At 68.7% G+C, this 24,398-nt stretch carries 16 protein-coding genes and 2 pseudogenes; 8 read left to right on the top strand and 10 right to left on the bottom strand.

Annotated features, from left to right (window positions below; translation table 11 throughout):
• Positions 1-94: 94 nt before the first annotated feature.
• Positions 95-407, top strand: a pseudogene (locus tag P9K36_RS26280) (IS481 family transposase); the annotation flags it as partial.
• On the opposite strand, the gene P9K36_RS26285 reads toward P9K36_RS26280, so the two are convergent.
• The gene (locus tag P9K36_RS26285) at positions 356-925 is read right to left on the bottom strand and encodes a DUF1440 domain-containing protein (protein WP_053609338.1); all 570 of its coding nucleotides are present in this window, start codon (positions 923-925) and stop codon (positions 356-358) included. The pseudogene P9K36_RS26280 and the gene P9K36_RS26285 overlap by 52 nt on opposite strands.
• A 246-nt stretch (positions 926-1,171) precedes the next feature.
• Between P9K36_RS26285 and P9K36_RS26290 the strand changes: the two genes are divergently transcribed.
• A complete protein-coding gene (locus tag P9K36_RS26290) occupies positions 1,172-3,184 on the top strand; it encodes a HAMP domain-containing methyl-accepting chemotaxis protein (RefSeq protein WP_244447699.1) in 2,013 nt (670 codons plus the stop codon).
• Between the two features lie 166 nt (positions 3,185-3,350).
• The gene (locus P9K36_RS26295) at positions 3,351-3,665 is read left to right on the top strand and encodes a hypothetical protein (protein ID WP_043759799.1); all 315 of its coding nucleotides are present in this window, start codon (positions 3,351-3,353) and stop codon (positions 3,663-3,665) included.
• Between the two features lie 12 nt (positions 3,666-3,677).
• Here the strand turns inward: P9K36_RS26295 and P9K36_RS26300 are convergent, their stop codons facing one another.
• From P9K36_RS26300 to P9K36_RS26310, 3 genes are all read right to left on the bottom strand, one after another.
• Positions 3,678-4,388, bottom strand: a complete 711-nt coding sequence (locus P9K36_RS26300) for a metallophosphoesterase (RefSeq protein WP_043759801.1) — start codon at positions 4,386-4,388, stop codon at positions 3,678-3,680.
• Positions 4,389-4,404: 16 nt separating this feature from the next.
• The gene (locus P9K36_RS26305; RefSeq protein ID WP_043759802.1) at positions 4,405-4,863 is read right to left on the bottom strand and encodes an AAA family ATPase; all 459 of its coding nucleotides are present in this window, start codon (positions 4,861-4,863) and stop codon (positions 4,405-4,407) included.
• A 232-nt stretch (positions 4,864-5,095) separates the two neighbouring features.
• On the bottom strand, positions 5,096-6,037 hold the full coding sequence (locus P9K36_RS26310) for an AraC family transcriptional regulator (RefSeq protein WP_236961866.1): 942 nt from the start codon (positions 6,035-6,037) through the stop codon (positions 5,096-5,098).
• A 788-nt stretch (positions 6,038-6,825) separates the two neighbouring features.
• Here P9K36_RS26310 and P9K36_RS26315 point away from each other — a divergent pair.
• Positions 6,826-13,029, top strand: a complete 6,204-nt coding sequence (locus tag P9K36_RS26315) for an autotransporter-associated beta strand repeat-containing protein (protein ID WP_278306227.1) — start codon at positions 6,826-6,828, stop codon at positions 13,027-13,029.
• Between the two features lie 353 nt (positions 13,030-13,382).
• Here P9K36_RS26315 and P9K36_RS26320 read toward each other — a convergent pair whose 3' ends face one another.
• The 3 genes and pseudogenes from P9K36_RS26320 to P9K36_RS26330 form a co-directional block, all read right to left on the bottom strand.
• Positions 13,383-14,276: a helix-turn-helix domain-containing protein gene (locus P9K36_RS26320; protein WP_335645394.1), complete on the bottom strand. Its 894-nt coding sequence runs from the start codon at positions 14,274-14,276 to the stop codon at positions 13,383-13,385.
• A gap of 372 nt (positions 14,277-14,648) precedes the next feature.
• Positions 14,649-14,789 (bottom strand): annotated as a pseudogene (locus P9K36_RS26325) (IS3 family transposase); the annotation flags it as partial.
• Positions 14,790-14,921: 132 nt separating this feature from the next.
• Positions 14,922-15,209 carry a hypothetical protein gene (locus P9K36_RS26330; RefSeq protein ID WP_148311267.1) on the bottom strand — a complete coding sequence of 96 codons (288 nt, stop codon included), beginning with the start codon at positions 15,207-15,209 and terminating at the stop codon, positions 14,922-14,924.
• 1,042 nt (positions 15,210-16,251) lie between these two features.
• Between P9K36_RS26330 and P9K36_RS26335 the strand changes: the two genes are divergently transcribed.
• From P9K36_RS26335 to P9K36_RS26350, 4 genes are all read left to right on the top strand, one after another.
• The gene (locus P9K36_RS26335; RefSeq protein WP_043759807.1) at positions 16,252-17,679 is read left to right on the top strand and encodes a protein adenylyltransferase SelO; all 1,428 of its coding nucleotides are present in this window, start codon (positions 16,252-16,254) and stop codon (positions 17,677-17,679) included.
• Between the two features lie 693 nt (positions 17,680-18,372).
• Positions 18,373-19,374, top strand: a complete 1,002-nt coding sequence (locus P9K36_RS26340) for a helix-turn-helix domain-containing protein (protein ID WP_052083704.1) — start codon at positions 18,373-18,375, stop codon at positions 19,372-19,374.
• Between the two features lie 167 nt (positions 19,375-19,541).
• Positions 19,542-19,769: a hypothetical protein gene (locus tag P9K36_RS26345; RefSeq protein WP_020091174.1), complete on the top strand. Its 228-nt coding sequence runs from the start codon at positions 19,542-19,544 to the stop codon at positions 19,767-19,769.
• Between the two features lie 18 nt (positions 19,770-19,787).
• Positions 19,788-20,144, top strand: coding sequence for a hypothetical protein (locus P9K36_RS26350; RefSeq protein WP_043759809.1), 357 nt, complete (start codon positions 19,788-19,790; stop codon positions 20,142-20,144).
• Here P9K36_RS26350 and P9K36_RS26355 read toward each other — a convergent pair.
• The 3 genes from P9K36_RS26355 to gpmI all read right to left on the bottom strand — a co-directional run bounded on the left by P9K36_RS26355 (position 20,080) and on the right by gpmI (position 24,344).
• Entirely contained in the window at positions 20,080-21,273 is a 1,194-nt protein-coding gene (locus P9K36_RS26355) for a GNAT family N-acetyltransferase (RefSeq protein WP_043759811.1), read from the bottom strand. The genes P9K36_RS26350 and P9K36_RS26355 overlap by 65 nt on opposite strands.
• A gap of 10 nt (positions 21,274-21,283) precedes the next feature.
• Entirely contained in the window at positions 21,284-22,699 is a 1,416-nt protein-coding gene (locus P9K36_RS26360; protein ID WP_043379193.1) for an oligosaccharide flippase family protein, read from the bottom strand.
• A gap of 133 nt (positions 22,700-22,832) precedes the next feature.
• Complete coding sequence (gene gpmI / locus P9K36_RS26365; protein ID WP_043761570.1) at positions 22,833-24,344, bottom strand: 2,3-bisphosphoglycerate-independent phosphoglycerate mutase; 1,512 nt, start codon at positions 24,342-24,344, stop codon at positions 22,833-22,835.
• Between the last annotated feature and the right edge of the window lie 54 nt (positions 24,345-24,398).

Here is a 24,398-nt window from a genome sequence, read left to right on the forward strand (position 1 = left end):
GGCGGCGGAAGCCGACATTCCCGCGGACCCCGCCATGTCGGCGATGCTGCGGGCAGACCCCTGAGATCGGGTGCTGGATCCCTTGGGATGCGCGCTGGGCCGAAGGCGCCACGGCAGCGCCCGCACGACGGAGGCGCTCCGTCGCGCAAGACAGCGCCGTCAAGACGGTGTGAGGGCCGCCGCCGGACGCTGCGGCGTCAGCCCGACAACGCCAGACGTGGCGAGCTCGGCAGACGGCGGCCGATGCGGCGAAGGGCCGAAAAGGCGATCAGCGCAAGACGACGCGCTTTGCCGATGATGTCATCGGTTATGTCCACATCGATCTCGCAGAGGTCTGGACGGGAGATGGCACCCTCTACCTGTTCGTTGCCATCGATCGAACTTCAGAGCTGGCTTTCGCCAAGGTGGACGCTGACGCGAACCGCATCCTCACCATGTCGCGCCGGACGATCTCGATCGTCCAAGCCCAGAGCAGGTGCCCGAACACCTCCGAGAACACCTCATGGGCGGAAATGTCCCAGACCTGGGGCGCCCAGCCGCCCAGCGGCAGCAGGATGGCGTGGAACAGGAGGGTTATGATCAGTCCGAAGGCCAGTCCTTGCCCCAGCGTCACGAGCGGGCATGCCGTTGCGAGCAGGCAATAGAGCAGGCCGAAGACGATCGAGAAGCCCTGGTGCACCAGGGCGACGCCGTAATTGATGACGTGACCGGTGAAGACGTAGGTCATGTCCTCGGCGTTTAGGCCAAGCGCTTTGAGGATGGCGAAGGGTGGCGAGATGCGGCCGGCCTCCCGGGGCGGGAAAGGGATCTCGGATCCCCACTTGACGAAGCTCGAAAGATTTCCGCCTAGGAATCCCGCCCACGCCGCGTATCCGTAATCGACAATACCATCGTTTTTCGAATTTGTCCCCAATTTGTCCTCCATATGTAATTCTATTTCGTCCGTACAATCTCCCTAGGAATTCCAATCTTCTTAGGTTTGCGGACATAGATCCAAAAAACGGATCGATCAACTGCCTATATCACAGTTTTAAACCAAAAATTTGCAAAATCGTAATATGATTTAACCTAGAGATTTTGGTCGATTGCGGAGGTTGTTGTGAAAATATCGACTTTGATCGTCGCTGTGTCGGGATGTGTCGGTGCGCTGTGCGTGACTGTTACTGCGAAGATGGAAATCGACGAGTACAAATCATACAGCGATAGCGTCAATGCGCTGACGGGTGCTTCCGCGTCGTTGAAGATCCTGGGCGCTTCGACCCGCATCGCGCAGGAACGGGGGCCCACCAACAGCAGTCTCGGCAGTGAGAGACCGGTGCAACGCGCTGTCGAGCAGGCGCTCAGCGACGCTCGCACCGACACCGATGCGGCCCTACGAGAGGCCAGCCTCGCCGTGTCCACATTGCCAGAGCGATGGGGAGCCAAGGCTGCCGAGGCCGTCTCCGAGACCGTTCGGCACCTCGCCACCGTGCGGCAGCAGGCCGATGCCGTGACGGCTCACGTTCAGGCACAGCGATCCCAGGACGCGGTGGCGGGGATCGTGAAGGCCTTGATCGCCGTCCCGCCAGTGCTCGACCAGGCGTTGAATGCTGTGGACGATGCCACGATGTCGGCCGATCCGAGCCTGGGCTCCTGGCTGACGATGGCCCGGACCGCGACGGAGCTGCGTGACTTCGCGGGTCAGATCGGATCCGTGTTCACCCCTGCTCTCGTGACCAGGCGGCGTATGACGGACGAGGAGATCGGGCAATACAATCGATTGAGCGGCTATGTCGACGCACAGATGCGGCAGATCCTGCTCGCCCGTGGGAAAATCGGCAACGATGCGGGTGTCGATGAGCTCATCAGGACCATGCGGGCGCAATACATCGAAGGCGGCCAGAAATTGGCCGCCGATCTCGTGGCCCAAAGCTTATCCGGTCAGGCCGCGACCCTGACGGTGCAGGACTTTGCCGCCCGTTATGTCCCGGCCATGAGCGCGATCGTCGAACTTCGCGATCGATTGTTCGTCCGGGCTTTCGACCTGATCAAGGCGCGCATCGCCGCGGCCCGGACGCGCTTCGTCCTCTTCCTGCTGGGCGGTGGCGCGGTGCTCGTGATGTGCGGCGGCGTGATCGTGGTCTGCGTCCGGAGGATCTCGATGCCGATCCGCCGCATGGCACAGGTCATGAGCCGGATTTCTGACGGTGACACCAGCCTCGTCGTTCCCGACACGGCCACGAAGAACGAGATCGGCGCGATGGCGGCGGCCGTGCAGGTCTTCAAGGATAATCTGATCCGGAGCCGGCACCTGGAGCTGGAGGCTGCTCAAGCGCGGGCCGCCGCCGAGGCGCAGCGCAAGCGCACCATGCTGGAGCTGGCCGACGAGTTCGAGCGGGCGGTCGGCAGCATCGTCGGCCAAGTCTCGTCCTCGGCCACGGACCTGCAGGCCACCGCCCAGGCCATGACCGCCACCGCCACCCAGACGGCCGGCCAGTCCACGACCGTGGCGTCCGCCGCCGAACAGGCCGCGAGCAACGTCAACACCGTGGCGGTCGCCGCCGAGGAGCTGGGCACGTCCGTGCAGGAGATCAGCCGGCAGGTGGACGGCTCTTCCAAGCTCGCGCAAGCGGCGGTGGACGAGTCGGATCAGACGGCGGCTTTGGTGCAGGAGCTGAGCGGGACGGTCGCGCGGATCGGCGACGTGGTCGGGCTGATCTCCTCGATCGCCGGGCAGACCAACCTGCTGGCGCTGAACGCCACGATCGAGGCAGCCCGCGCCGGCGATGCCGGGCGCGGCTTCGCGGTGGTCGCTGCCGAGGTCAAGGAACTCGCCGGGCAGACCGCCCGGGCCACCGAGGAGATCTCAGGCCAGATCACGCGTGTTCAGGGCGTGACGGCCGAGGCGGTCGGTGCCATCGGGGCGATCACGGCGCGGATCCGGGAGATTAATGGCGTGGCGGCCTCGATCGCCGCGGCGGTCGAGGAGCAGGGCGCCGCCACGCAGGAGATCGTGCGCAACGTCGCCCAGGCGGCCACCGGCACGGCCGAGGTGACGAGCAACATCACCGGCGTGGCCGAGGCCTCCGAGGAGACGGGCGCGGCCGCGGCCCAGGTGCTCAGCGCGGCGGACGAGCTGTCGCGCCAGTCCGAGCATCTCGGGGCGGAGGTGGCGCATTTCCTCGCCACCGTCCGAGCCGCCTGAGACTGGCGCGGGCTCCGAGCCCCCTCCCGCTCGCCCGACTGCGTGCAGGCGGCTGGATCGGGTGCGATACGGGGCTCGGCCATCCGAGCGTCATCGCCGACGCCGGTCAGCCTGAGGAATGTGTCACGGCCTAAGCTGCTTCACCTTGAGGCAGAACAAAGCCGCCATGACCGGAACGAACATCCCGCTGGGCTCCAAGGAGGATGAGACCGCCCTCCGATCACGGACGGACGCGCTCGCCGCCGATCTGGTCGTGGCGCGGATCGAGACGCTCCTGCAGCTGTTGCGTCGGAGACGGACCGAGCTGAAGGCCCAGATTGCCAATCTGCAGAGCGTGCAGCCGAGTGCCGAGACCCGGCTGACCGAGCTCACCGCGGCGTTGGTCGGCCAGATGAGCGACAGCGTGGCGCATCTGAACCTGCTCGTCGATCAGGCCGAGCTGTTCGTCCAAGGGCTGACACGCGACGCCCCCTCGGCTTGAGCCCGTGTGAGATCAGCCGATCGTGATCGCCCGAGCCGCGTCGAAGGCGGGATTGGCGAAGCGGGGACCGGCCGGGTTGCACAGGATCCGGGCTCCGCCGGGCCGAACCAGGTCGAGGCTGTGGTGGACATGGCCGTGCATCCACAGAGCCGTGCGGCCGGTATCGGTCAGGGCGGACAGGTCCAAGGTTAAGCTCCCTGCGTTCCAGGTGCCGCGCCAAGCGGGAGCGATGCAGTCCGGATGCGGGGCGTGGTGGGTGACCCCGATGAGCGGCAGCGCCCCATCACCCTCGTCCATGAGCGCAGCCAGCTCGGCGCGGGCGTGACGGTGCAGGGCCGCGGCGTCCCCGACCGTGAGCAGGTGATGGCCGCCGTCATGGGCGACATCGATCGGCTTGCCGGTCGGCGTGTTGGGATCGAGCTGTCCGGCCAACCGACAATCGCCCCGCAGGGTGGTGCCGACGAACCGGCATCCGGCCAGGATCTGAGCGCGGGCGAGATCCGCGGGCACGATGTCGTGCCAGTGCTCGTGGTTGCCCATCACGAACACGACGGGCTCGTCATTGGCGAGGCGGCGCAGGACCCTGAACGTCTGCCGGGGGTCGGCCTCCCACATATCGCCGGCCGCGACCAGCAGGTCGAAGGCGGGCGGCTCGGACCGGAACTGATCCGGATACAGCACCGTCTCGAGGTGCCGGTCGGACAGGATCCAGAGCTTGGCCAAGGGATCTCCCGCGCTCTCAGGGGCGCACGATGCGCACGGCGTCGAAGCCTTCATCGGGACTGGGCGGCTCGAAGCGTTCGGCCACGGCACGCAAAGCGGCCTCGGGAACGATCCTGTCGGCGGAGCGTGCCGCGTTCCGGCCCAGCGCGGTGGCGAGCGGCGTGTCGATCCAGACGGCCGACACCCGGGCACCGTGGCGCCGGGCCGCGTCGATGATCGGCTTGCGGTGCCGGCGACCGGGCAGCGCGGCATCGAAGACGATGGCGTTCGGGTGATCGCGGGCCGCTGCGTGCGCCCAGGTGCTCTTGCCCGCCCCCTGCACGCCGCACACGACGATCACCTGCACGGGCGGCGTCGCCGCGGCGAGGGCGGCATCGAGGGTATCGAAGGCGGCCGCCCAGGCCTGGCGGTTGAGCTCCGGCGTCCAGAGGCGGCCAGCGGGCGTCTCGAGGAACCGATCCGGATCGATGATCACGCGCCCCACGCTCCGAGCCGAACGGGGCACGATCCGCGCACCGACAACCGCCAGGCGCGGCCGTTCGACAGCGAGCGGCTGCAGGCCTGCCGCAGCTTGGCGACAACGTCCTCGGGCTTGTGCCGCGTCGTTCCCACCTGTTCGTCCTCGTCCTGGTCCGAAAGCCATATCTCAGGGCGGGCCCCTTGAGTGGGGCGGATCAACCGGCGTGTCGTCCAACGGCTGCCCCGGCTCAGGCGAGCGGGAGCACCACGCTGAGGTCGTGGACCTGCCCGACCCGTGTCCAAGGCGGCTTATGGTAGACCTTGTAGCCCCCGTTCCCGTCCGGCAGGAACGTTTCCCCCGAGCGGGGGAGCCAGTCGAGGCTCAGGGCCGCATAGGTCTGCAGGATGGCGCGGAACGGCTTCCGGTGGCGCATGCGGACGTAGCGGCCCGGCCGGAACGCGACGGGTTGGAGCAGCTCGTCCGCGACAGTCAGGCCGCGGTCGACGATCGCGCAATCATGACGGAACACAGCGTCCGGGGTGATCAACGGTGTGTCGTAGGTGATGCCGACCGCCTCCACGTCCGCTGGATCGATCCCGATCGACGCGAGATAGCCGTGAAAGGCCGTCCAGTGCGCCTCGAAGGCCGGATACGGCCCATGGAACCGCACCGCGCGCAGGGTACAGGCCGGCCGCTCCTCGACCCGGGCCACCTCGCCGCCCGCGATCGGGGCCGCCGGTTTCAACGGCAGGGCCTGCTGGGCGACCATCCGGTACTGTGACGGCACGGCGCCGAACTGGCGGTGGAAGGCGCGCACGAAGGCTTCGTGACTGGCGTAGCCGGCATTCAACGCGACGTCCGTGATGGGCTGGCGGCTCATCTGCAGGTTCATGGCGGCGCGGTCGAGGCGCGTCCGGCGCATGTAGGCGGAAGGCGTCTCACCCATCACGGCCTGGAACAGGCGCTGGAAGTGAAACAGGCTGAGCCCGACATGGCGCGCGATGTCGGAGAGGCCGATCTTCTCAGCCGGGCTACGCTCGATGAGCCGTATTGCGCGGGCGATCCTGGGGTCGTCCAGCATCGTCGGCGGCGGCCGTTTGGGTGAGCTGCTCGGGCGGTGGGCGATCCGCGGATCCCGGGTGAGAAGATTTCGCTCCCAGGAGATCTGGTCGTTCAGGTCCTCGGCCACAATCCCTCCATGCGAAGCCGGATCGCAAGTTTGATCAAGTCAAGTCGTTGCGTCGCAGCTAGGCTGCAGGAAGAGTCGTGCGAGAGCTGTAAAAGCTTGTGGGGTCTGCGGCAATGCTTGTGCAGGCCGTCGATCACTGCGCACGGCGCCTTCGAGACTTTGGGGGGCGAGGATGATTCATCGACGGGCCGTATGCCGCTCTGCGGTTGCTGCAAGCATTCTGATCGCCGCCTGCGCCCCGATCGGTCGAGCGGCTGCGGATCCGGGCAACGGGCCCGTCCCGCAGGCGGGTCCGGGCGTGCCGGTCCCACCAGCCGGTGACAGCGGGGCGCGCCCGCCGGGGCCGAGCGGGTCGCCCGAGAGTCCCTGCGCCGCGGTCGAGCGCGTCGCCCGCCGGTACCTGCCCGATCCCGAAGACCGCGCCCCTCACCGTGTCGCCCTACGCCGAGAGGTGCAGCGGGCGCTCGACGCGTGCCGTGGGGGCGGGGCCGGCGCGTCCGGCAGATCGTGAGCGCCGGAACCGTCGGGGCGGCTGCCCTGCGCGAGGCCTGCGCGGGTCAGGAGCCCGCGGAGTGGCCGAGGGTCGCTCCCGGCACCGGCGCAGACTCAGACGGCTGCAGATATTTGCACTATAGATTGCGGAAACACATTATAATAATACAGTAAACTTCAATAAAAGTAAATATTGATATAATGATCATTGATTGTTTTCAAAGACAAAATACGAAGCGTCGCAGCTTCGTCATCATATAAAATTATTGCTGCGCCTTAGGCGGGGGAATTTTATCTTGGGACAGCGCAAGGTCCGCATCGGTGTTGCCGCTCTGGCGGCGCTGTCCGCCGAGTCCTGGATCCTGCCGGCAGGCGCGGCCGACTACTCGATCTCGGGCGGGAACACGTACACCGACACCGAGACATTGGCGGGCACGGATCGACTCTCGATCGAACCCGGCGGCAAGCTCTCCGTCAACAAGAAGGCGGCGATCAACTGGAACGATGCGTCCAGCGATCTGCAAATCTCCAATGCCGGCACGATCGAATCGACCAAGGCCGGCGGCCGGGCGATCGACGCGACGGGCAGTGACAATACCCGCACTCTGACGCTGGAGAACAAGACGAGCGCGCGTATCAAATCCGACAGCGACGCGTTCCGGATCAACGTCAACCCGACCGGCGGCACCGTGACGGTGAACAACGCTGGAACGATACAGTCATCGACGAAGCGGGCGCTGGATTTCGAGGCCGCCGCCAGCGGCGCCGCCACGGTTACGATCGACAACGCCGCCACCGGGATGATCACGTCCGGCGGCGACGACGCGATCCGGCCGGGCCAGGGTGCGACGGTCAACAATTCCGGCACGATCCGGACGAATGGTCAGGCCGCCGACAAGGCCGACGGCATCGATTTCAAGGCCGCTACCGCCGGGACGGTGAACAACAACGACAGCGGCACGATCTCCGGCGCCCGCCACGGCGTCACCCTGAGCGGCAGCAACGGCGCCGGCTCCGTGACGGTGAACAACGCGGCGAACGCCACCATCACCGGCCGCAACGGCTCGGGTGTCGGCTCCGACGCCGGCGGGACGGTCACGAATTACGGCACGATCGAAGGGGCCTATTCCGGCAACGGCACGCAGGACGGCGACGGCGACGGCGTCGACATCGATTTTGCCGGCACGATCGGGAATCACGGGACCATCAAGGGGACCGGGGCGGGCGGCTACGACAAGAACGGCCGGGCCAACAACAGCGAGGGCATCTCGCTGGGCGGCGGCACCATCACCAATTCCGGCACGATCTCGGGCGCCGCCTACGGCATCGTGGTCAACAACGATTCGAACCCCGACAACAGCCGCTCCGGCGCCGCCGCGACCACGATCACCAACGACGTCGGCGGTACGATCGAGGGCAAGGGCGGCTACGCGATCCGCCTGGAGAACAAGACCGGCACCGCGGCCGACGCCGACACGATCGTCAACAAGGGCACGATCATCGGCAACGGCACGATCCCGGATCCGAGCGGGGTGGTCCTCCTGAAGGACGGCCGCGTGGACGGCGGCTCGGTCGGGACCCTCGACGGCGTCCGCTACACCGGCACCGGCGCGGCCCGCTTCATCCGCGGCGACGGCGCGGCGATCCAGATGGGCGAGGGCGACGACGTCCTGACCAATTACGGCACGATCACCGGCAACAGCGGCCGGGCGATCAGCCTGGAGGGCGGCAACGACATCCTCAACCTCTTCACCGGCTCGACCATCACCGGCTCGACCATTACCGGCCGGATCGACGGCGGGACCGGCACCGACACGCTCAACCTGGACAAGGCCGCCACGGGGCCCGGCACCGGCACGCTGGCGAACGTCGTGAATTTCGAGGTGCTGAACGTCAAGGGCGGCGCCTGGGCACTCACGGACGACCACACCTACGCGCGCGGCGCGACGGTCGCGGCGGGGGCCACGCTCACGATCGGCAATGGCGCCACCGCCGGATCGCTCACGGCCGACATCGCCAATACCGGGGCCCTGGTCTTCGACCGATCGGACGCCGCGTCCTACGCGGGCACGATCTTCGGAAGCGGCAGCCTGACCAAGGTGAACACCGGCACGCTGACCCTGTCGGGCATCCACACCTACACGGGGGCGACCACGATCTCGGGCGGCACCCTCGCCCTGTCGGGAGCCGGCGCGGTCACCGTCTCCAGCGGGGTGGCGCTCGCCACCGGCGCCGCCCTCGACATCTCTGGCCTAACCGGCGCCGGCACCGCGATCACGGCCCTCACCGACACCGCCCCCGGCCAGGCCGGCACTGTCGCCCTCGGGGCCAAGACCCTGGCGATCACCAACGCCAACGGCAGCTTCGGCGGCACCATCTCGGGCAGCGGCGGCCTCACGCTGGCGGGCGGCACCCAGACGTTGACCGGCGCCAACACCTACACGGGCGCCACGACGATCCTGGGTGGGACCCTGCGGGCGGGGGCGGCCGGCTCCTTCGCGCCGGCCTCGGCGGTCACGGTCGCGGGCGGGGCCAATTTGGACCTTGCCAATTTCAGCCAGACCATCGGCTCCCTCGCCGGAGCCGGAACCGTCGCCCTTGGCTCGGGAACGCTGCACGCCGGCGGCGACAATGCCTCGACCGCCTTCTCCGGGGCAATCGTTGGGACCGGGGACCTGTTCAAGGAGGGCACCGGCCTGCTGACGCTGGCGGGCGTCAACACGTACACCGGCCTCACCTTCGTGTACGGCGGTACGCTGGCGCTGGTCGGATCCGGTTCGATCGCCGCGTCGAGCCAGATGGCGATCGCCGCCGGGGCGACCCTCGACATCTCGGGCATCGCCGGCACCGGAACCTCCATAGCCACCCTGACCCAGCAAAGCACCCTGGGTGATGGCAGGGTGGAGCTGGGCGACAAGACCCTGACGCTGAGCCGGGCCCGCGGCGCCTTCGACGGCGTGATCCAGGGGACCGGCGGCCTGATTCTGGGCGGCGGAACGCAGACCTTCCTGACCGCGAACACCTACACGGGCGCCACGACGATCGCGGGCGGCACGCTGGCCCTGGCGGCCACGGGGTCGATCGCGGCGTCGCGCGGCGTGGCGCTGGCCACGGGCGGGACCTTCGACATCTCCGGCGTCTCGGGTGCCGGCACCGCGATCGCCGGCCTGTCCGACACGGCTCCCGGCCAGGCCGGCGCCGTCACCCTGGGCGCCAGGATCCTGACGCTGTCCAACGCCAGCGGCCGCTTCGGCGGCACGATCGCCGGCGCCGGCGGCCTGACCCTGGGGGGCGGCACCCAGAGGCTCATCGGCGCCAACACCTACACGGGGACCACCACGGTCTCGGCCGGCACCCTCGTCATCGAGAACGGCGCGGCTCTGGGCGCTGCGGACGGCACGGCGGCGACCGGCACCACCGTCGCCTCGGGGGCGACCCTGGCGCTGCAGGGCGGGATCGCGGTGGGCGACGAGCCGCTGTCCCTCGCGGGCTCCGGGATCGGCCGTGGGGGCGCCCTGCGCAGCGTTTCGGGTGACAACATCTATGCCGGGGCGATCACGCTGAACCGGACCAGCACGATCACCGTCGCGGCGGACACGCTGACGTTGTCCGGCACCATCGCGGGCGCCGCCGGCGCCAATCCCTCTCTGTGCCTCAGCGGGCCGGGCAGCGGCTTCCTCACGGGCAACATCACGGGGGGCCTCGCCGCCCTGATCGTGTCCGGCGGCGGCACGTGGACGCTGACCGGACGGAATACCCCCGGCGGCGGGCTGAGCGTCGAGGGCGCCACGCGCCTCCGGCTCGAAGGCGGCGGCACGCTGACGACGGCCGGCGGCGGGATCGATTTCGGCGCCGCCGCCACGGTGAGCGGTGCGGGCTCCCGCCTCACGCCCCAAAACACCTTCACGGTCGGCCAGTTCGGCGCAGGCGCGCTGACCGTGGCGCAAGGCGGAGGCGTCTCATTCGGCGCAAGGGGAACCGGCACGGTGACGCTCGCCAGGAGCAACGGCTCGAGCGGCACGCTCACCATCGGCGCAAGAGCGGGTCAGGCGGCGGTCGCCGCCGGCACCGTGCAGGCCAGTGAGGTGCATTTCGGTGCCGGCACCGGCGCCCTGGTGTTCAACCATACCGGCAACCCGGACGGCACGGCCGTCACCTTCGCGACGACGATCACCGGCCGGGGCCGCGTCGATCACCTCGCCGGCATTACGATCCTGATCGGCGCCAACACCTACACGGGCACCACGACCCTCTCCGGCGGAACGCTCAGCGTCGCAAACGCCCATGCGCTCGGCTCCTCGGCGACCACCGTTTCGGCTGGCGCCACCCTCGACGTCAACGGCGTGACCCTCGGCAATGCCCTGACGCTCGCCGGCTCCGGAGCCGGCTGGGTCGGCGCGCTCACCGGTACCAGCACGGCCGGTGTTTCCGGCGCGATCACGCTGGCAGGCAACATCGCGCTCGGCGGCACCGGCAACCTGACCGTCTCGGGCAGCATCGGAGATGGCGGCAACCGCTCCAGCCTGACCAAGATCGGCACCGGCACCGCGATCTTCACTGCCGCCAACACCTATGGCGGCGGCACCACGGTTGCGGCCGGTACCCTCGCCCTCGGCGGTGCCGGCACTCTCGGCAGCGCCCTGGCCACCACCACGATCACGGGCGCCACCAGCGTGCTCGACCTCGGCGGCACCCGCCAGACCCAGGCCGCCGTCAGCCTCGGCCAGGGCGCGACCCTGCAGAACGGCGCGCTCACCGCCCCGGTCACCGCTGCGGGCGGAACAGTCGCGCGCATCTCCGGCCCCGCCACGCTCACCACAACCGACGGCACCACCGTCTCGACGGCCAACACCTACACGGGTGCCACCACGATCGGCGACGGATCGGTCCTGAAGGCGGGCGGCGTGGGCGGCTTTGCGGCGGCCTCCCCCCATACCCTGGCAGGCACCGGCACCCTCGACCTCGCGGGCGCCGCCAACACCGTCGGCGCCCTGGTCAGCGCCTCGCCGGCGACGGTTGTGACCAGCAGCGCGGGCGGCCCGGCCGTCCTGACGGTGGCCGGCCTGAGCGCCGGCAGCTTCGCCGGCACGATCCGGGACGGCGTCGGTCCGCTCGGCCTGACCCTGGCGGGCGACACCCTCACGCTCACCGGCGCCAACACCTACACGGGCGTCACCACGATCGGCCGCGGAGCCACCCTGCGGCTCGGCGACGGCGGCACCGCCGGCGCGATCGTGGCGACCGCCGGGGTCGTCAACGACGGCGCCCTGGTGTTCGACCGGACCGACGCCGTGAGCTTTGCCCCCGCGATCTCCGGATCGGGCAGCCTCACGCAGGCGGGAGGCGGCACCACCGTGCTCACCGGCCGCAACACCAATACGGGCGCCACGACGATCCGTGGCGGCACCCTGCAGATCGACGGCGTGCTCGCCGCCTCGGAGGTGACGGTGAAGAGCGGCGGCACGCTGGCCGGCTCGGGCAAGATCGGCGACCCGCTGATCGAGGCCGGCGGTCGGCTGGCGCCGGGCAGCGCCACGGCGATCGGCACCCTGTCGATCACCGGCCCGCTGACCTTCGCGCCGGGCTCGTTCTACACGGTCAAGGTGACGCCCACCGCCAACGACCGCACCGCGGTGACCGGCCCGGTCACGATCCAGGGCGGCACCGTGCAGGTGCTGGCGGGCGCCGGCACCTACACGCCGGCCCTGCGCTACACGCTGCTCACCGCCTCCGGCGGCGTCACCGGCCAGTTCAGCAGCCTGCAGACAACGAGCAATCTCGCCTTCCTGACGCCGTCGCTGGCCTACGACGGCCACAGCGTGTCGCTGGGCTTCGCTCAGACGGCGCCGCTCACCAGCGTGGCCACCACGCTCAACCAGGGCAACCTCGCCCAGGCCCTGAACGGCGCCGGGCCGACCGTGACCACAACGGCCACCACCGGCAGCGACGCACTCGACACCCACCGGACGGTGTTGTTTCCGGGCTTTTCGCAGGCGATCACGGGCCGGGCCGGGGGCACGACGCTGCAGAGCTTCAGCGAAGTCGGCTACCGGATGGGCGGAGCGGCGCGCTCCGTCGAGCCGTTCGTGGGCGTCGCGATGCTGCGGCTGCACCAGGACGGCTTGACCGAAACGGGCGGTTCGGCGGCGCTGGCGGTGTTCGGCCGGAGCTACGGGGTGGAGACAGTCACGGCGGGAGCGCAGGCGCAGGCGATTGTGGCGGACCTGTTCGGAGGCGCAGGTCCGCTCGTGGCGCGGGGCCTGATCGGCTACCGGCGGGCATTCGGGACTGTGGCGCCGGCAGCGCTGCTGGCGTTCCGGGGTGGGGGCACAGCGTTCCGCACGGGGGGTGGGCCGCTGGCCGAGGACGCGGCGGTGGTGTCGGCTGGGCTGGACTGGGAAATAGCGCCGGGCGCGCGGCTGGGCTTGGCCTATGACGGCCAGATCGGGCGGCGGGCGCAGGACCATGCCGTCAAGGGCAGCCTCTCCTACCGCTGGTGAGCCGGCTGGGCCCGGGCTGCGCCTGTGGGCGACCTGTCGAGGGCCGACGGGACGTAAGAGCACGCGGCACCGCGCGCGCTGTCACAACTCCGTACCGACACACCAAAACGCGTTCCCGCACAGCCGTCACCCCAAGCCGACATTGTCCTATCCGACTGCATCTTCGAAAGACGACCGTTTTCCCGACCTTTGGGCGAGCCCTCGTCGAGCCGCTGGAGACGCATCCGTGTGCGTCGGAGTAACGCGTCGGGTTTTCCATGTTCAGAGAATCGCGCCTACCGGACCTTCCCGACCTGCGCGCCGGGGATGCTCCCACCGCCACCCAGGACCGGATCGTCAACGGATGAGGGCCCTTACCGGGCCACCTCAAGAGCAGCCTGCCGGAACTCGCTCGGCGTCATGCCGTGATGCGCTTTGAAGCGGCGGGAGAAGTGGGCCTGGCTGGAGAAGCCGCAGCTATACGCGACTGTGCCGATCGGCAGATGGCCATGCTCGATATTGCTCAGCTGGTGCCCGGCCCTCAGAAGACGGCGCTCCCAGATGTAGTCGGACACGTGCCTGCCACGTTCATGAAACATCTCCTGTAGCCGGCGCAGCGAGACGCCGACAGCCGCGGCGAGTTCAGGAGGTCCGAAGTCGGGGTCACCCAGATTAGCCTCGACATAGGTCTTGGCGCGCTGGACCGTGACTGTTTCATGCAAGGGGCGAGACACCTCCTGTGCCAAGCGCTCGGCGATGCTGGCCGCGATCAGGTCGATGCCGATGGCCGACATGCGGTCTGCCACGGCCGGGGTGAGGCTATCACTGACACGCATCAGCTCAGTGAGGAAGCCTGTCGCCAAGGCGGTGCTGCCGAGGTCTGCACCGATGGTCAGCCCGCTGTAGAGCCGAGCTGGACCGAGGACAGACTCGAGCCGCTCGCGGGGGATGTGGAGGGTGAGCATCTGGCTGCCCGAGCTGTATTCCTGCGCCGCCGGACGACAGTCGAGCACCATGAGATCGCCGGGCCGTTGCACCGAGGTCCTGTCGGATTGACCGGTCTTTGCAATTCCTGCCTGCCGGAAGAATATTCCGACAGCATTCTCCTGGCCATGATTCCTGACCAGGTCGGGCGTCGCCTCAGCGCGTAAAGCGCCATGGGAGGTGCGTATCGCTTCGATCGAGCCGACGGTAGCAACTTCTATCTTGGCATCGAATGGATCGTCGGTCAGGCGCTTCTGCTCGGCCGGCACGCGCATGTCAGACATGGCATCGCGCCAGCTTCTAAATCTGTCGCGAGGATGAAATTTCTCCGTTGAAAATAGTGTCCGCATGTATTTTTGTCTATATTTAAATATACCATCACTAGTAATGCATGAATTCTCGACGAACTCTGATGCAATGTGGCTTATGGTATGGAAATGGCGTAATGTCAAAATCTAACAAATCTCAGCCAAAAACAAATCTAAGAGTGAGTTATCGGCAAATATACCTTTTCTATGATCGCTGAGGTTGTGAGGCGGTCGGTCAATAGTTTTATAAACTAAAGACTTTTATTAAGCGCTAAAAGTGATCTCCATTAAACGTGAACTGTTAGAAGATACGATCTAATTGTGCGATAGACGCTGAGTTGACCAGTATTATTGACCAGGCTGATTGAGAGGCTGCTGCAGGGCCGGGGCCATGGGAAGCCGGAAGGCCAGATCCGGGACGGTGACAGGCGCAGGTGGTCGGTAGCCCGAGGACGAATGCGGCCGGACGCGGTTGTCGGTATCCCGCCACCGCCTGCCGGCGTCGTTCGCAATCCGCACTCTTCATAGAATATACTGTTGGCCGCAATAATTTATTCACGGTCGCAAAATCAAATTCCAATTACCCCAATGCGCAACAAGTTTTGGAAATTTTTTACTTGGTCAATGCGGGTTGTCGGAAGGATTGCCGTGAAACCCGCGCCTGACCCAATTTATGACGGGCGCCAGAAATTCATCGGTTTGCGTTATGGGTATCAAAAACAAAGGGGACAGCAGAACAGCGGTTACCCAGGCCGGGGCGGACTGGTTCACGACATACACCAGCAGTACTGAAGCGGCAGCAGCGGACACGACGAGCCAAATTCTTATAAAACCTTTGATCATACGCATTGAACAGACTCCTTGGCGCGCGCAGGATTTTCGATTGTCCTGCTGAAGATAGAGGGTCACAAAAATATCTGGTCGAACGGGCGTAGGGCGGAGGGCTCGTATGGATTCCAAAAACTTACATCCCACCGCATGCCCGCCATCCACTAGCGGTTATGGCATCAACTCATAAATTGATTTTGACCGACTTAAAGTGACAGATCACACGCTCGGGCTATGATTAATTTTTATCTTCTTCATTCGATAAACAATAGCTCTTTTAGAGATTCGACGGCGAGATGGGGTGTCTCGTAATTTCAGTCTTAGATGCGCATCTATGCAATAGACCTGCTCTTCATTGGCGCGCCGAGCATGATATTTATAGATATATCTGATCACATCCTACATCGCGAGGATGATAAAATAGTTTGAGATCCCCGATAAGCCTTAAATCGTTCGTCCCGTCGCAAGGCCGCATCGAACAATCGCGGTCATTCCGGGATTGACCTGCCTTGAAGGAGCGCTGGCGCTGCGGGGCGCATGCGCGGGCCGTTTCGCGCTTGAAGGACCCGGACATTCTGTAGACCGACCCACCGCGTCGTCTCATATCGGCGCCGGACCGTGTCCATAAAACGAGGGCTCCTCCGACGCGTGCCAGACAGGCAGGCTGGATCACCCCAATCCGGCCCCCATGCTGTCGGGGGATCGTGTCGGCTCGTCAGACCTCGGAAAAGCGGTCTCGCTTACGATCGATCGGGCAGGGGCATGTCCAATCCAGCGCGATGCGCTCCTGGTGCCGAGCGCACGACTGTCGACCCCTGCTGCCACAGCTCGAATGTCTGCGTCCTCGACCGTCCGCGCGGTAGCAGACCGCCACGAGACCACTCCTTTTAGACAGTCGCACGGCCAGGCGGATCGCGCTCACACGCACGGGCGCCGACGGCAGCCCTGGTGCCGGCCGCCCCTGCGCGCAGAGCGAAGCACGCCCACAGCACCACGCCCGAGGCCGCCTGCGACGCCGGCCTGCTTCGTTCCGCGCGCAAGAACCGGAATGCTGCAACGGATCCCGTTCCGCCGGCTTGGTGAGGGGAGGGGCACGCCCGGCCCGACCCGAGAGACGCGCCGCATGGACGACACCGCCTTCAAGCCCTCCCGGCGCCACGCCGAGCTCGGGCCCGCCTTCTTCGATCCGGTCACCCCGGCCCGTTTCCCGCAGACGATCCTGCGCTACCGCAATCAGGCCTGGGCGGAGCGGGTGGGCCTCGGCGGCCTTTCGGAGGCGGCGTGGATCGCCCATTTCGGCCGGTTCGAGCCGCTGCCCGGCAGCTTCGAGACGCCCCTGGCCCTGCGCTACCACGGCCATCAGTTCCGCTCCTACAATCCGGAGCTCGGCGACGGCCGCGGCTTCCTGTTCGCGCAGCTGCACGACCTCGAGGACGGGCGGCTGCTCGACCTCGGCACCAAGGGCAGCGGCACCACGCCCTGGTCCCGCGGCGCCGATGGACGGCTCACCCTCAAGGGCGGCGTGCGCGAGGTGCTGGCCACCGCGCTCCTGGAGGCACAGGGCGTCTACACCTCGAAGAGCTTCAGCCTGATCGAGACCGGCGAGGACCTCATGCGCGGCGACGAGCCCTCGCCGGCCCGCTCCTCCGTGCTGGTGCGCCTCTCGCACGGGCATATCCGGATCGGCAGCTTCCAGCGCGTCCTGGCGCTCGGCGAACCGGACAACGTCGCCCGGCTCCTCGACCACACGATCGAGACCCACAGGCCGGATCTCTGGCGGGCCGGCCTGGAGGATCGCGGCGTCGCCTTCCTGGAGGATGTGGTGGTCAAAGTCGCCCGGATGGGCGCGCAATGGGCGGCGGCCGGCTTCGTCCATGGCGTGCTCAACAGCGACAACATCAACGTCACCGGCGAAAGTTTCGATTACGGGCCCTGGCGCTTCCTGCCGCATTTCGACCGGGACTTCACCGCGGCCTATTTCGACGAGACCGGGCTCTACAGCTTCGGCCGTCAGCCCGAGGCCCTGTTCTGGAATCTCGCCCGGCTCGCCGACTGCCTGCTGACGCTGGCCCCCCAGGCGCGCCTCGAAGCCGCCCTCTCCGGCTTCGGCCCGGCCCTGCAGGCGGCCTTCGCCGAAGCCCTGTTCCGCCGCCTCGGCCTCGCCGCGGCGCCGCAGCCGGAGACCGACCGGCTGGTCTCGGCGGTCTGGCGGTTCCTCGCCGAGACGCGGGCGCCCTTCGAGCGGTTCTTCTTCGACTGGTACGGGGGGCTCGCGAGCGCCGGGCGGGCGGAGGCGGGACCGGCCGCCGCGCAGTACCGGTCCGAGGCCTTCACGGCCGTGCGGGCCGCGCTGGAACCGCTGGCGCCCGCACCGGGCGCGCGGCTCGACCATCCTTACTTCGCGGAGGCGCCCTGCACGCTCCTGATCGACGAGGTGGAGGCGTTGTGGGCGCCGATCGCCGCGGCGGATGACTGGTCCCTGTTCGCGGCGAAGCTCGCCGGGGTGGCCCGGATGGCCGAGGCCTGCGGAACGGCGCCCGCCTCGGCCTGAGCGGCCTCTTCCTCGGCGAGCCGCCGGCGCTCCTCGGCGTAGCCCCCCGCGATGGCGAGATCGACCAGGCGCCGGGTCAGCCGGAAGGCCAGCCAGAACAGAGCGAGGCAGAGCAGGGTCGCTGCGGCGGCTTTGAGCGGATCCAAGGGCCTCCTCCGGTTATGCCTCCTGACGCGTGAGGACTGATAGAGCCGTAGGCGGCCCGGGCGCAATTGGACTTGGCGCCGAGACAGGCGTCCGGTCCTTCCTCGAAGCTGCAGGTTCGCCGGCTCTCTCCGAACGCGCACCATCCCGGAGTGGGACCGGCGTGTGGGGATCTTCCCGTACCTGTACTGGAAATCCGCCAGCGCGGCGCTCCGTCCGGCGGCCTTCGCGGATCTGGACCGTGTGACCCTTCTCGATCTCTCAGGCCGACCAGCGGGTCAGGCCGAGACAGGGACAAAATCGCTTCCTTATGTCCAACACGAGGGGCGATCTGAGATACGGATGGAATTAATCGAACGGCAATTTATAATAATATATGCAATACATCTCGCTTTAATAATATTATCGCGATGCTTTTGTTTTATTGTCGCAATGCGTTCGCTTTATTTAAGCGGTATCTATCGTCATTGACCGCGCGCAACTTATGGCTAATGGAAATTGACCGTGTAGGAACTGTATTGGCCGTTCGGCCTTCGCCCTGAAACACGAATGCAACCGTTCTTCTCGACCGATGAAGTTCATCCCAAGGCCGCGTTCCGGCGTTGGCGGGAGATGGTTTGTGAACGCTTGGTACCCGTCGCGTTGCAGACCGATGACGCCGGCCACTTCCGTGGCAAGCTCGAGGTCACCGATATCGGCGGGGTGCCGATCTCGCACTTCGCCCACACGAGCCTGCGGACGGAAGCGACAGCCGACATGGTCCGGCGGAACGGTCGGCACAGTCGCGTCTATGCCATTCTGAGGCTTTCCGGGAACGCCAGCTACCAACAAGGCGACCAGGAGGCGAAGACCCGGCCCGGCGATCTCGTCGTCCTCAATGCGCGTCCGGCCGTCTGCATGACGGAGCCGAGCAGTTCGCTGGTGCTCGATCTGCCGCGCGAGCGCCTGGAAACCGTTCTGGGGCCGTCCCGGCTGTTCAGTGCCCTCACAGTCGGCGCGGATCTCGCCTCCGCGACCCTGGCGAGCACCTATTTCCGAGATCTTGTCCGGCTGGGTGACCGGCTCGCCCCCGACGCGGCCGCGCGCATGGCGTCGATCGGGATCGACCTGATCGTGGCGAGCCTCGCGGAGCGTCTCGCGCAGAATGTGCCGCGCTCCACCCACGGCACCGTCACGGTCCAGCGCGCCATGGCCTATATCGAGGCGAACCTGAGCGATCAGACCCTCGACCCGCCACAGCTCGCCGCCGCGGTCGGCGTGTCGCTGCGCCGCCTTCAGGAATTGTTCCACGAGCGTGGCCGGCACATCTCAGACTACATCTGGGAGCGCCGCCTGGAGCTCGCGGCCAAGCGCCTGACCGATCCCGCCTGCGCCCACCTGCCGATCGGCATGCTGGCTTACGGAAGCGGCTTCGCCAGCCAGGCCCACTTCGCCCGACGCTTCAAGGAGCGGCATGGCCTGACGCCGACGGAGTTCCGGCTGGCATCCCGGCAGAACACGCCCGATGCGCGGCCCAGGGGGCGGCCGGCGCGCATTCCGGGGCTGGATTGACCGCGAGGGCGCCGGCGCGTCCCTGGGTCGCGTTCCGAAACGTCGGCAGACCGTGTTGACCGAGGGCGGTCGGCGACCCCGGCGCCGGAAGCCGGATCGTGCTATGGCCGCCCGCGACCGGACTACGCGATCCGGCAACCGGATGCCCCTCGATCAGGCGGATGCCCTTGCGCGAGACCTTCCACATCGAAGTCCTCGGACCGGAACCGGACGAGATCCAGACGCGGATCTCCGTGCGGGTCGGCAGCCTGGAGAGCGCGCAGGAGCGGGCTCTGCGCCTGTTCGCCCGCGCCCGGGTGCCGCAGCGGTCGGGGGAGCCGGCCGAGGCCGTCCGGGTGATCGACGGTGCCGGCCGCGAGGTGTTCTATCGCACGCGCTTCGACGCGGGGGATTGAGGCGCGAGGAGTCCGTCGATGCGCACAGCCCTGATCCTGCCGCTCCTGCTCCTCGCCGCCTGCGCGCTGTTCCTGCGCAGCTACACCCTGCCGCCAGCCCCCGACCGCCGGGGCGGCACCACGCTCCTGCTGACCTGGCCGAACCGCCCGGCCTTCGGCAGCCCCCGGGCCGATTGCCTCGCCGGGCCCGCGGACGGGCCGGTCCTGCCCTGCCTGATCGCCTCCGTCGCCCGGGCGCGCGACGATGGGTACACGCTGCTGCAGCTGCCGTTCTGCGCGGCCTGCTACGACCTGTCCGGGCGGATCGCCGTCATGGGCGGCGACGCGGCGGCGACGCGGGCACGGCTGGAGCAGATCGCCCGCTTCGGATGGTGACACGCGCCCGGGCGACGCGCTCCCGGGCGCGCTCCAGGGTCCGGGCGACCGGGAACAGGGGATCGCGCCCCGCCTCGACCAGGAGATGGGCGATCGGCCGGCGCTCCGTCCAGAAGGTGGTGCCGAGGGCGAAGCCCGGCGGCGCGCAGGAATCGATCCGGTCGATCGGCCAGTCGCCCGCGGCCAGGGCCTCGGTCAGCCGGTGGACGAGCTGGACGCCCGGCGCGGTCTCCGGTCGGGTCTCGTCGTTGGCAATCTTCAGCACCCAGGCCTCCCGGCCGGTGACCGGCAGGATCAGGGAGGCCAGAAGTTGCTCCCCCCGGCGCAGGCGGGCGATGCGCACGCCATCCGCCGCGCCGAGATCGGCCAGGGCGGCGCGCAGGAAGGCGATCTCCGCCGGCCGCTGCGCCAGGCTCGTCCCGGCCTGCCCCTTCCAGCCGGCGGTCTCGAGGGCGACGTGGGCGTCCAGGGCCGGGCCGAGGGCTTCGGGCGCGGCGAGGATCTCGAAGGTCACGGGCCCCGCCGCCTCCAGGCGCGCGCGGGCGCGGCGCAGCTTGCGGCGGCGCTGACCGGAGAGGTGCCCGAGATAGCCGCTCCGCGCCTCCGGCCCGAACCCGCTCAGATCCAGCAGGCCGCGGTCATGCGGCCAGTAGGCGGCCCGGCGTCCGCCCTGCGCGGTGAGGAGGTCCGGCAGGGGGCCGTCGGCGGGGGCGTTCGGCAGGAGGAGCCGCGGCGGCAGGCCGAGCACGCCCGGCGCGGCGAGCAGCCCCGCGAGTCCGGCCTGTGGATCGGCACCGTCGAGGAGCGGCGCGCCGAACGGGGCGTAGCCGTGGGTCCAGCCCATGAGCAGCGGCAGCGGCAGGCCCCAGCGCCGCCGCGACAGCCGGAACGGCCAGACGGCGACGAGCCGGGCCCCCGGCGCCTCCGGCGGCCGGTCGGCGACGAGGAGGAGCCGGACGCCCGCCCCGAAGGCGTCGCGGGCAGCCAGGGCGTAGCCGGCCTCGTAGAACGGGTTTCGGATGAGGGACGCCGCGCCCAGCGCCCGCCAGGCCGGGATCCAGGGGGCTCGGGGATCGAGGGGCCGGACCGCCGCCACGAACCCCCCCGGTAGCGCGGCGATGTCTGCCATGGCGGGACCGTCAGGCCGCGAGCCGGTGGCGGATCGCGCCGGCGAAGCCGAGCACGTCGTAGCGCCATGCCGTCATGCCGGCGGCGACGGCGAGCAGGACCAGGCGCAGGGCCTGCCCCGGCGGCATCAGCCCGCCCGGGACCAGGGCGATGCCGGCATTCACCGCGCCGCAGGCGAGCGCGATCCCGGCGATCCCCGCCATGTCGGCGAGGGGCAGCGGCATCGTCGTTCCGGCCCGGCGGGCGCCCAGCACCAGCACGAGGCAGGCCGCGCTCTGGCCGCCCGCGAAGGCGAGGGCCGCCCCGGCGGCACCGAACCGCGGGATCAGCAGGAGCGACAGGGCGGCGACCGCGGCGAGGGTCGCGAAGGCGGCGGCGGCCTCCAGGCCGCTGGAGCGGGTGAAGTAGATCACCTGCCCGAAATAATAGGCGCGGAACATCATCAGGATGGAGGCCAGGATCAGGACCGGCGCGAGCTCCCGCGCCTCCGCCCGGTAGGCGGGCCCGAGCAGCACCGCCACGACCAGATCGTCGAAGCACAGGAAGAACACCGCCCCGAAGGCGGCGATCAGCGTCATGGCCCGGGCGGCGTCGCGCAGCACCCCGGAGGCCGCCGCCATCCCGCCCGCCCGCGCCTCGCGCTTGGCGATGGAGATCAGCGACAGGGCGATCGCCTCGCCGAACACGATGAAGCTCTGCTTCAGGAAGTCGGCCAGCGCCCCGTAGGCGCCGAGCCCCGCTGGCCCCACCGTCTTGGCGATGATCAGCCGGTCGAGGCTCTGGGCGAGCGCCGCCGTCCCGAAGGACAGGACCAGCGGCCAGCCATAGGCGAAGAGCCGCAGGGCCTCGGCCCGGCTGCCGCGGCCGGGCATCATCGGCGCGATCGTGGCGGCGGCGGGGAGCGAGGCCAGGACGTTGGCGGCCGCCACCGCGAAGGCGAGATGCAGCGGATCCTGCGAGAGATGCAGCGCGAGGCTGCCGAGGGCGAGGATCAGGACGGCCCGGCTCATCACCGAGGCTGCCACCGCCCCGGCCCGGAGGCGCGTCCGGGCGATCTCGGTGGAGCCCTCGAACAGGGTGCTCCCGAAGGCGAGCGCCAGGATCGCGGCCGCCATCCGCGCCGACATCAGCCCGAGGCCGGCGGCCAGCGCGCTCCCGAGCCCCGCGAGCAGCAGCGTGCCGCCCAGGATCCGCACCACGGTGCCGACCTGCGCGGGCTCGCGCGCCTCGTCGTAGAGGGCGAAGAACGCGAATTTCGGCCACTGGCAGGTCGCCCCGTAGAGCACCAGCGACCAGGACAGGACGTAGAGGTAGGTGCCGTAGCTCTCCACCGGCGCGAGCCGCGTGAACACCGCCACGGAGGCCATGTTCAGGGCTGCCGCGAAGCCCCGGGAGCCGACATAGATCAGGCTGTGTCGGGCGATCATGTCCTAGAACCGGTCACACGCACCACGACCTCGCACCACGCTGGGACAGACCGGCTTCGTGGCGGGACGTAACGCAGGGACGGCGGGCATGACAGCCCGGGCCGTGCAGGCGGCGTGCCGCCGGCCCCGGCCCTCAGCCCGCGCCCCGCTTCCGGATCAGCGACGCGCCGGTCATCTCGGCCGGCTGGTCGAGCCCCATCAGGTCGAGGAGGGTGGGCGCCACATCCGCCAGGCGGCCGTCGGCCAGGGACACGCCGTCGACGCCGATGAGCAGGGCCGGCACCGGGTTGAGGGTGTGGGCGGTGTGGGGCTCCCCGGTCTCGGGATCGCGCATCATCTCGCAATTGCCGTGGTCGGCGGTCACCAGCAGCGCCCCGCCCTGCGCCGTCACCGCCTCGACCACGCGGCCGAGGCAGGTGTCGACGGTCTCTACCGCCTTCACGGCGGCCGCGAGACTGCCGGTATGGCCGACCATGTCGGGATTGGCGAAGTTCAGGATGATGAGGTCGTAGCGCCCGGAGCCGATCGCCTCCACGGCGCGATCGGTGAGTTCCGGCGCCGACATCTCCGGCTGCAGGTCGTAGGTTGCGACCTTGGGCGAGGGCACGAGGACCGCGTCCTGCCCCGCGAACGGGTCCTCGCGGCCGCCGTTCATGAAGTAGGTGACGTGCGGGTACTTCTCGGTCTCGGCCATGCGCAACTGCGTGCGGCCGGCCCGGGCCACGGTCTCGCCGAGGCCGTTGGGCAGGTCGAGGGGGCCGAACAGGGTCTCGGCGAAGGCGTCGATCTCGACGCTGTACTGGACGATCCCCAGGGCGGCGGCGAACCGGACCGTCCGCGTGCGTTCGAATCCCGCGAAGGCCGGGTCGAGGAGCGCCTCCAGGATCTGCCGGGTCCGGTCGGCGCGGAAGTTGAAGCACAGCAGGCCGTCGCCGTCCTGCATGCCGGCATAGTCGCCGATGATCGCGGGCCGCATGAACTCGTCCGACACGTCCTGCGCGTAGGACGCGGCGACCGCCTGCCCGGCCCGCTCGAACCGGGTCCCGCGCGCCTCCGTGAGGGCGTCGTAGGCCGTCTGGACCCGCTCCCAGCGCCGGTCGCGGTCCATCCCGAAATAGCGGCCGCAGAGGGTGGCGATGCGCGCGCCCTTGGGCAGGGTGGCCGCCACATCGGCGATGCAGGTGGCCGCGGAGCGGGGCGGCATGTCGCGCCCGTCGGTGAAGCCATGGAGACGGACCGGGATCCCCGCCGCGACCAGCAACCGCGCCAGCGCCACGGCGTGGTCCTGATGGGCGTGGACGCCGCCGGGCGAGAGCAGGCCGACGAGGTGGCAGGTGCCCCCCGATGCGCGGAGGGTCTCGATGAACCGGATCAGCGCCGGATTCCGGGCGAGCGAACCGTCGGCGACGGCGGAGTCGATCCGCGGCAGGTCCTGCAGGACCACGCGGCCCGCCCCGATATTGAGATGCCCAACCTCGGAATTGCCCATCTGCCCCGCGGGGAGGCCGACATCGGCGCCGAAGGTTTTCAGCTGCGCCCGGGGATGCGCCTGCATCAGCGCGTCGAAGACCGGGGTCTTGGCTTGGTGGACGGCGTTGTCGGCCACCGCGTCCCGCAGACCCCAGCCGTCGAGGATCACGAGCATCACGGGACGCGGCGTACTGTCGGGCACGGTCACAACTCTCCTGCGCTGCCGCAC

The sequence above is a fragment of the Methylobacterium sp. 391_Methyba4 genome (assembly GCF_029691625.1).
GTDB lineage: Bacteria > Pseudomonadota > Alphaproteobacteria > Rhizobiales > Beijerinckiaceae > Methylobacterium > Methylobacterium fujisawaense.

Excerpts from the sequence above, each read along its gene's own strand:
- P9K36_RS26285 (WP_053609338.1), bottom strand. The coding sequence starts at position 925 with ATGGAGGACAAATTGGGGACAAATTCGAAAAACGATGGTATTGTCGAT.
- P9K36_RS26290 (WP_244447699.1), top strand. The coding sequence starts at position 1,172 with ATGGAAATCGACGAGTACAAATCATACAGCGATAGCGTCAATGCGCTG.
- P9K36_RS26295 (WP_043759799.1), top strand. The coding sequence starts at position 3,351 with ATGACCGGAACGAACATCCCGCTGGGCTCCAAGGAGGATGAGACCGCC.
- P9K36_RS26320 (WP_335645394.1), bottom strand. The coding sequence starts at position 14,276 with ATGTCTGACATGCGCGTGCCGGCCGAGCAGAAGCGCCTGACCGACGAT.
- P9K36_RS26335 (WP_043759807.1), top strand. The coding sequence starts at position 16,252 with ATGGACGACACCGCCTTCAAGCCCTCCCGGCGCCACGCCGAGCTCGGG.
- P9K36_RS26340 (WP_052083704.1), top strand. The coding sequence starts at position 18,373 with ATGCAACCGTTCTTCTCGACCGATGAAGTTCATCCCAAGGCCGCGTTC.
- P9K36_RS26350 (WP_043759809.1), top strand. The coding sequence starts at position 19,788 with ATGCGCACAGCCCTGATCCTGCCGCTCCTGCTCCTCGCCGCCTGCGCG.
- P9K36_RS26355 (WP_043759811.1), bottom strand. The coding sequence starts at position 21,273 with ATGGCAGACATCGCCGCGCTACCGGGGGGGTTCGTGGCGGCGGTCCGG.
- P9K36_RS26360 (WP_043379193.1), bottom strand. The coding sequence starts at position 22,699 with ATGATCGCCCGACACAGCCTGATCTATGTCGGCTCCCGGGGCTTCGCG.
- gpmI (WP_043761570.1), bottom strand. The coding sequence starts at position 24,344 with ATGCTCGTGATCCTCGACGGCTGGGGTCTGCGGGACGCGGTGGCCGAC.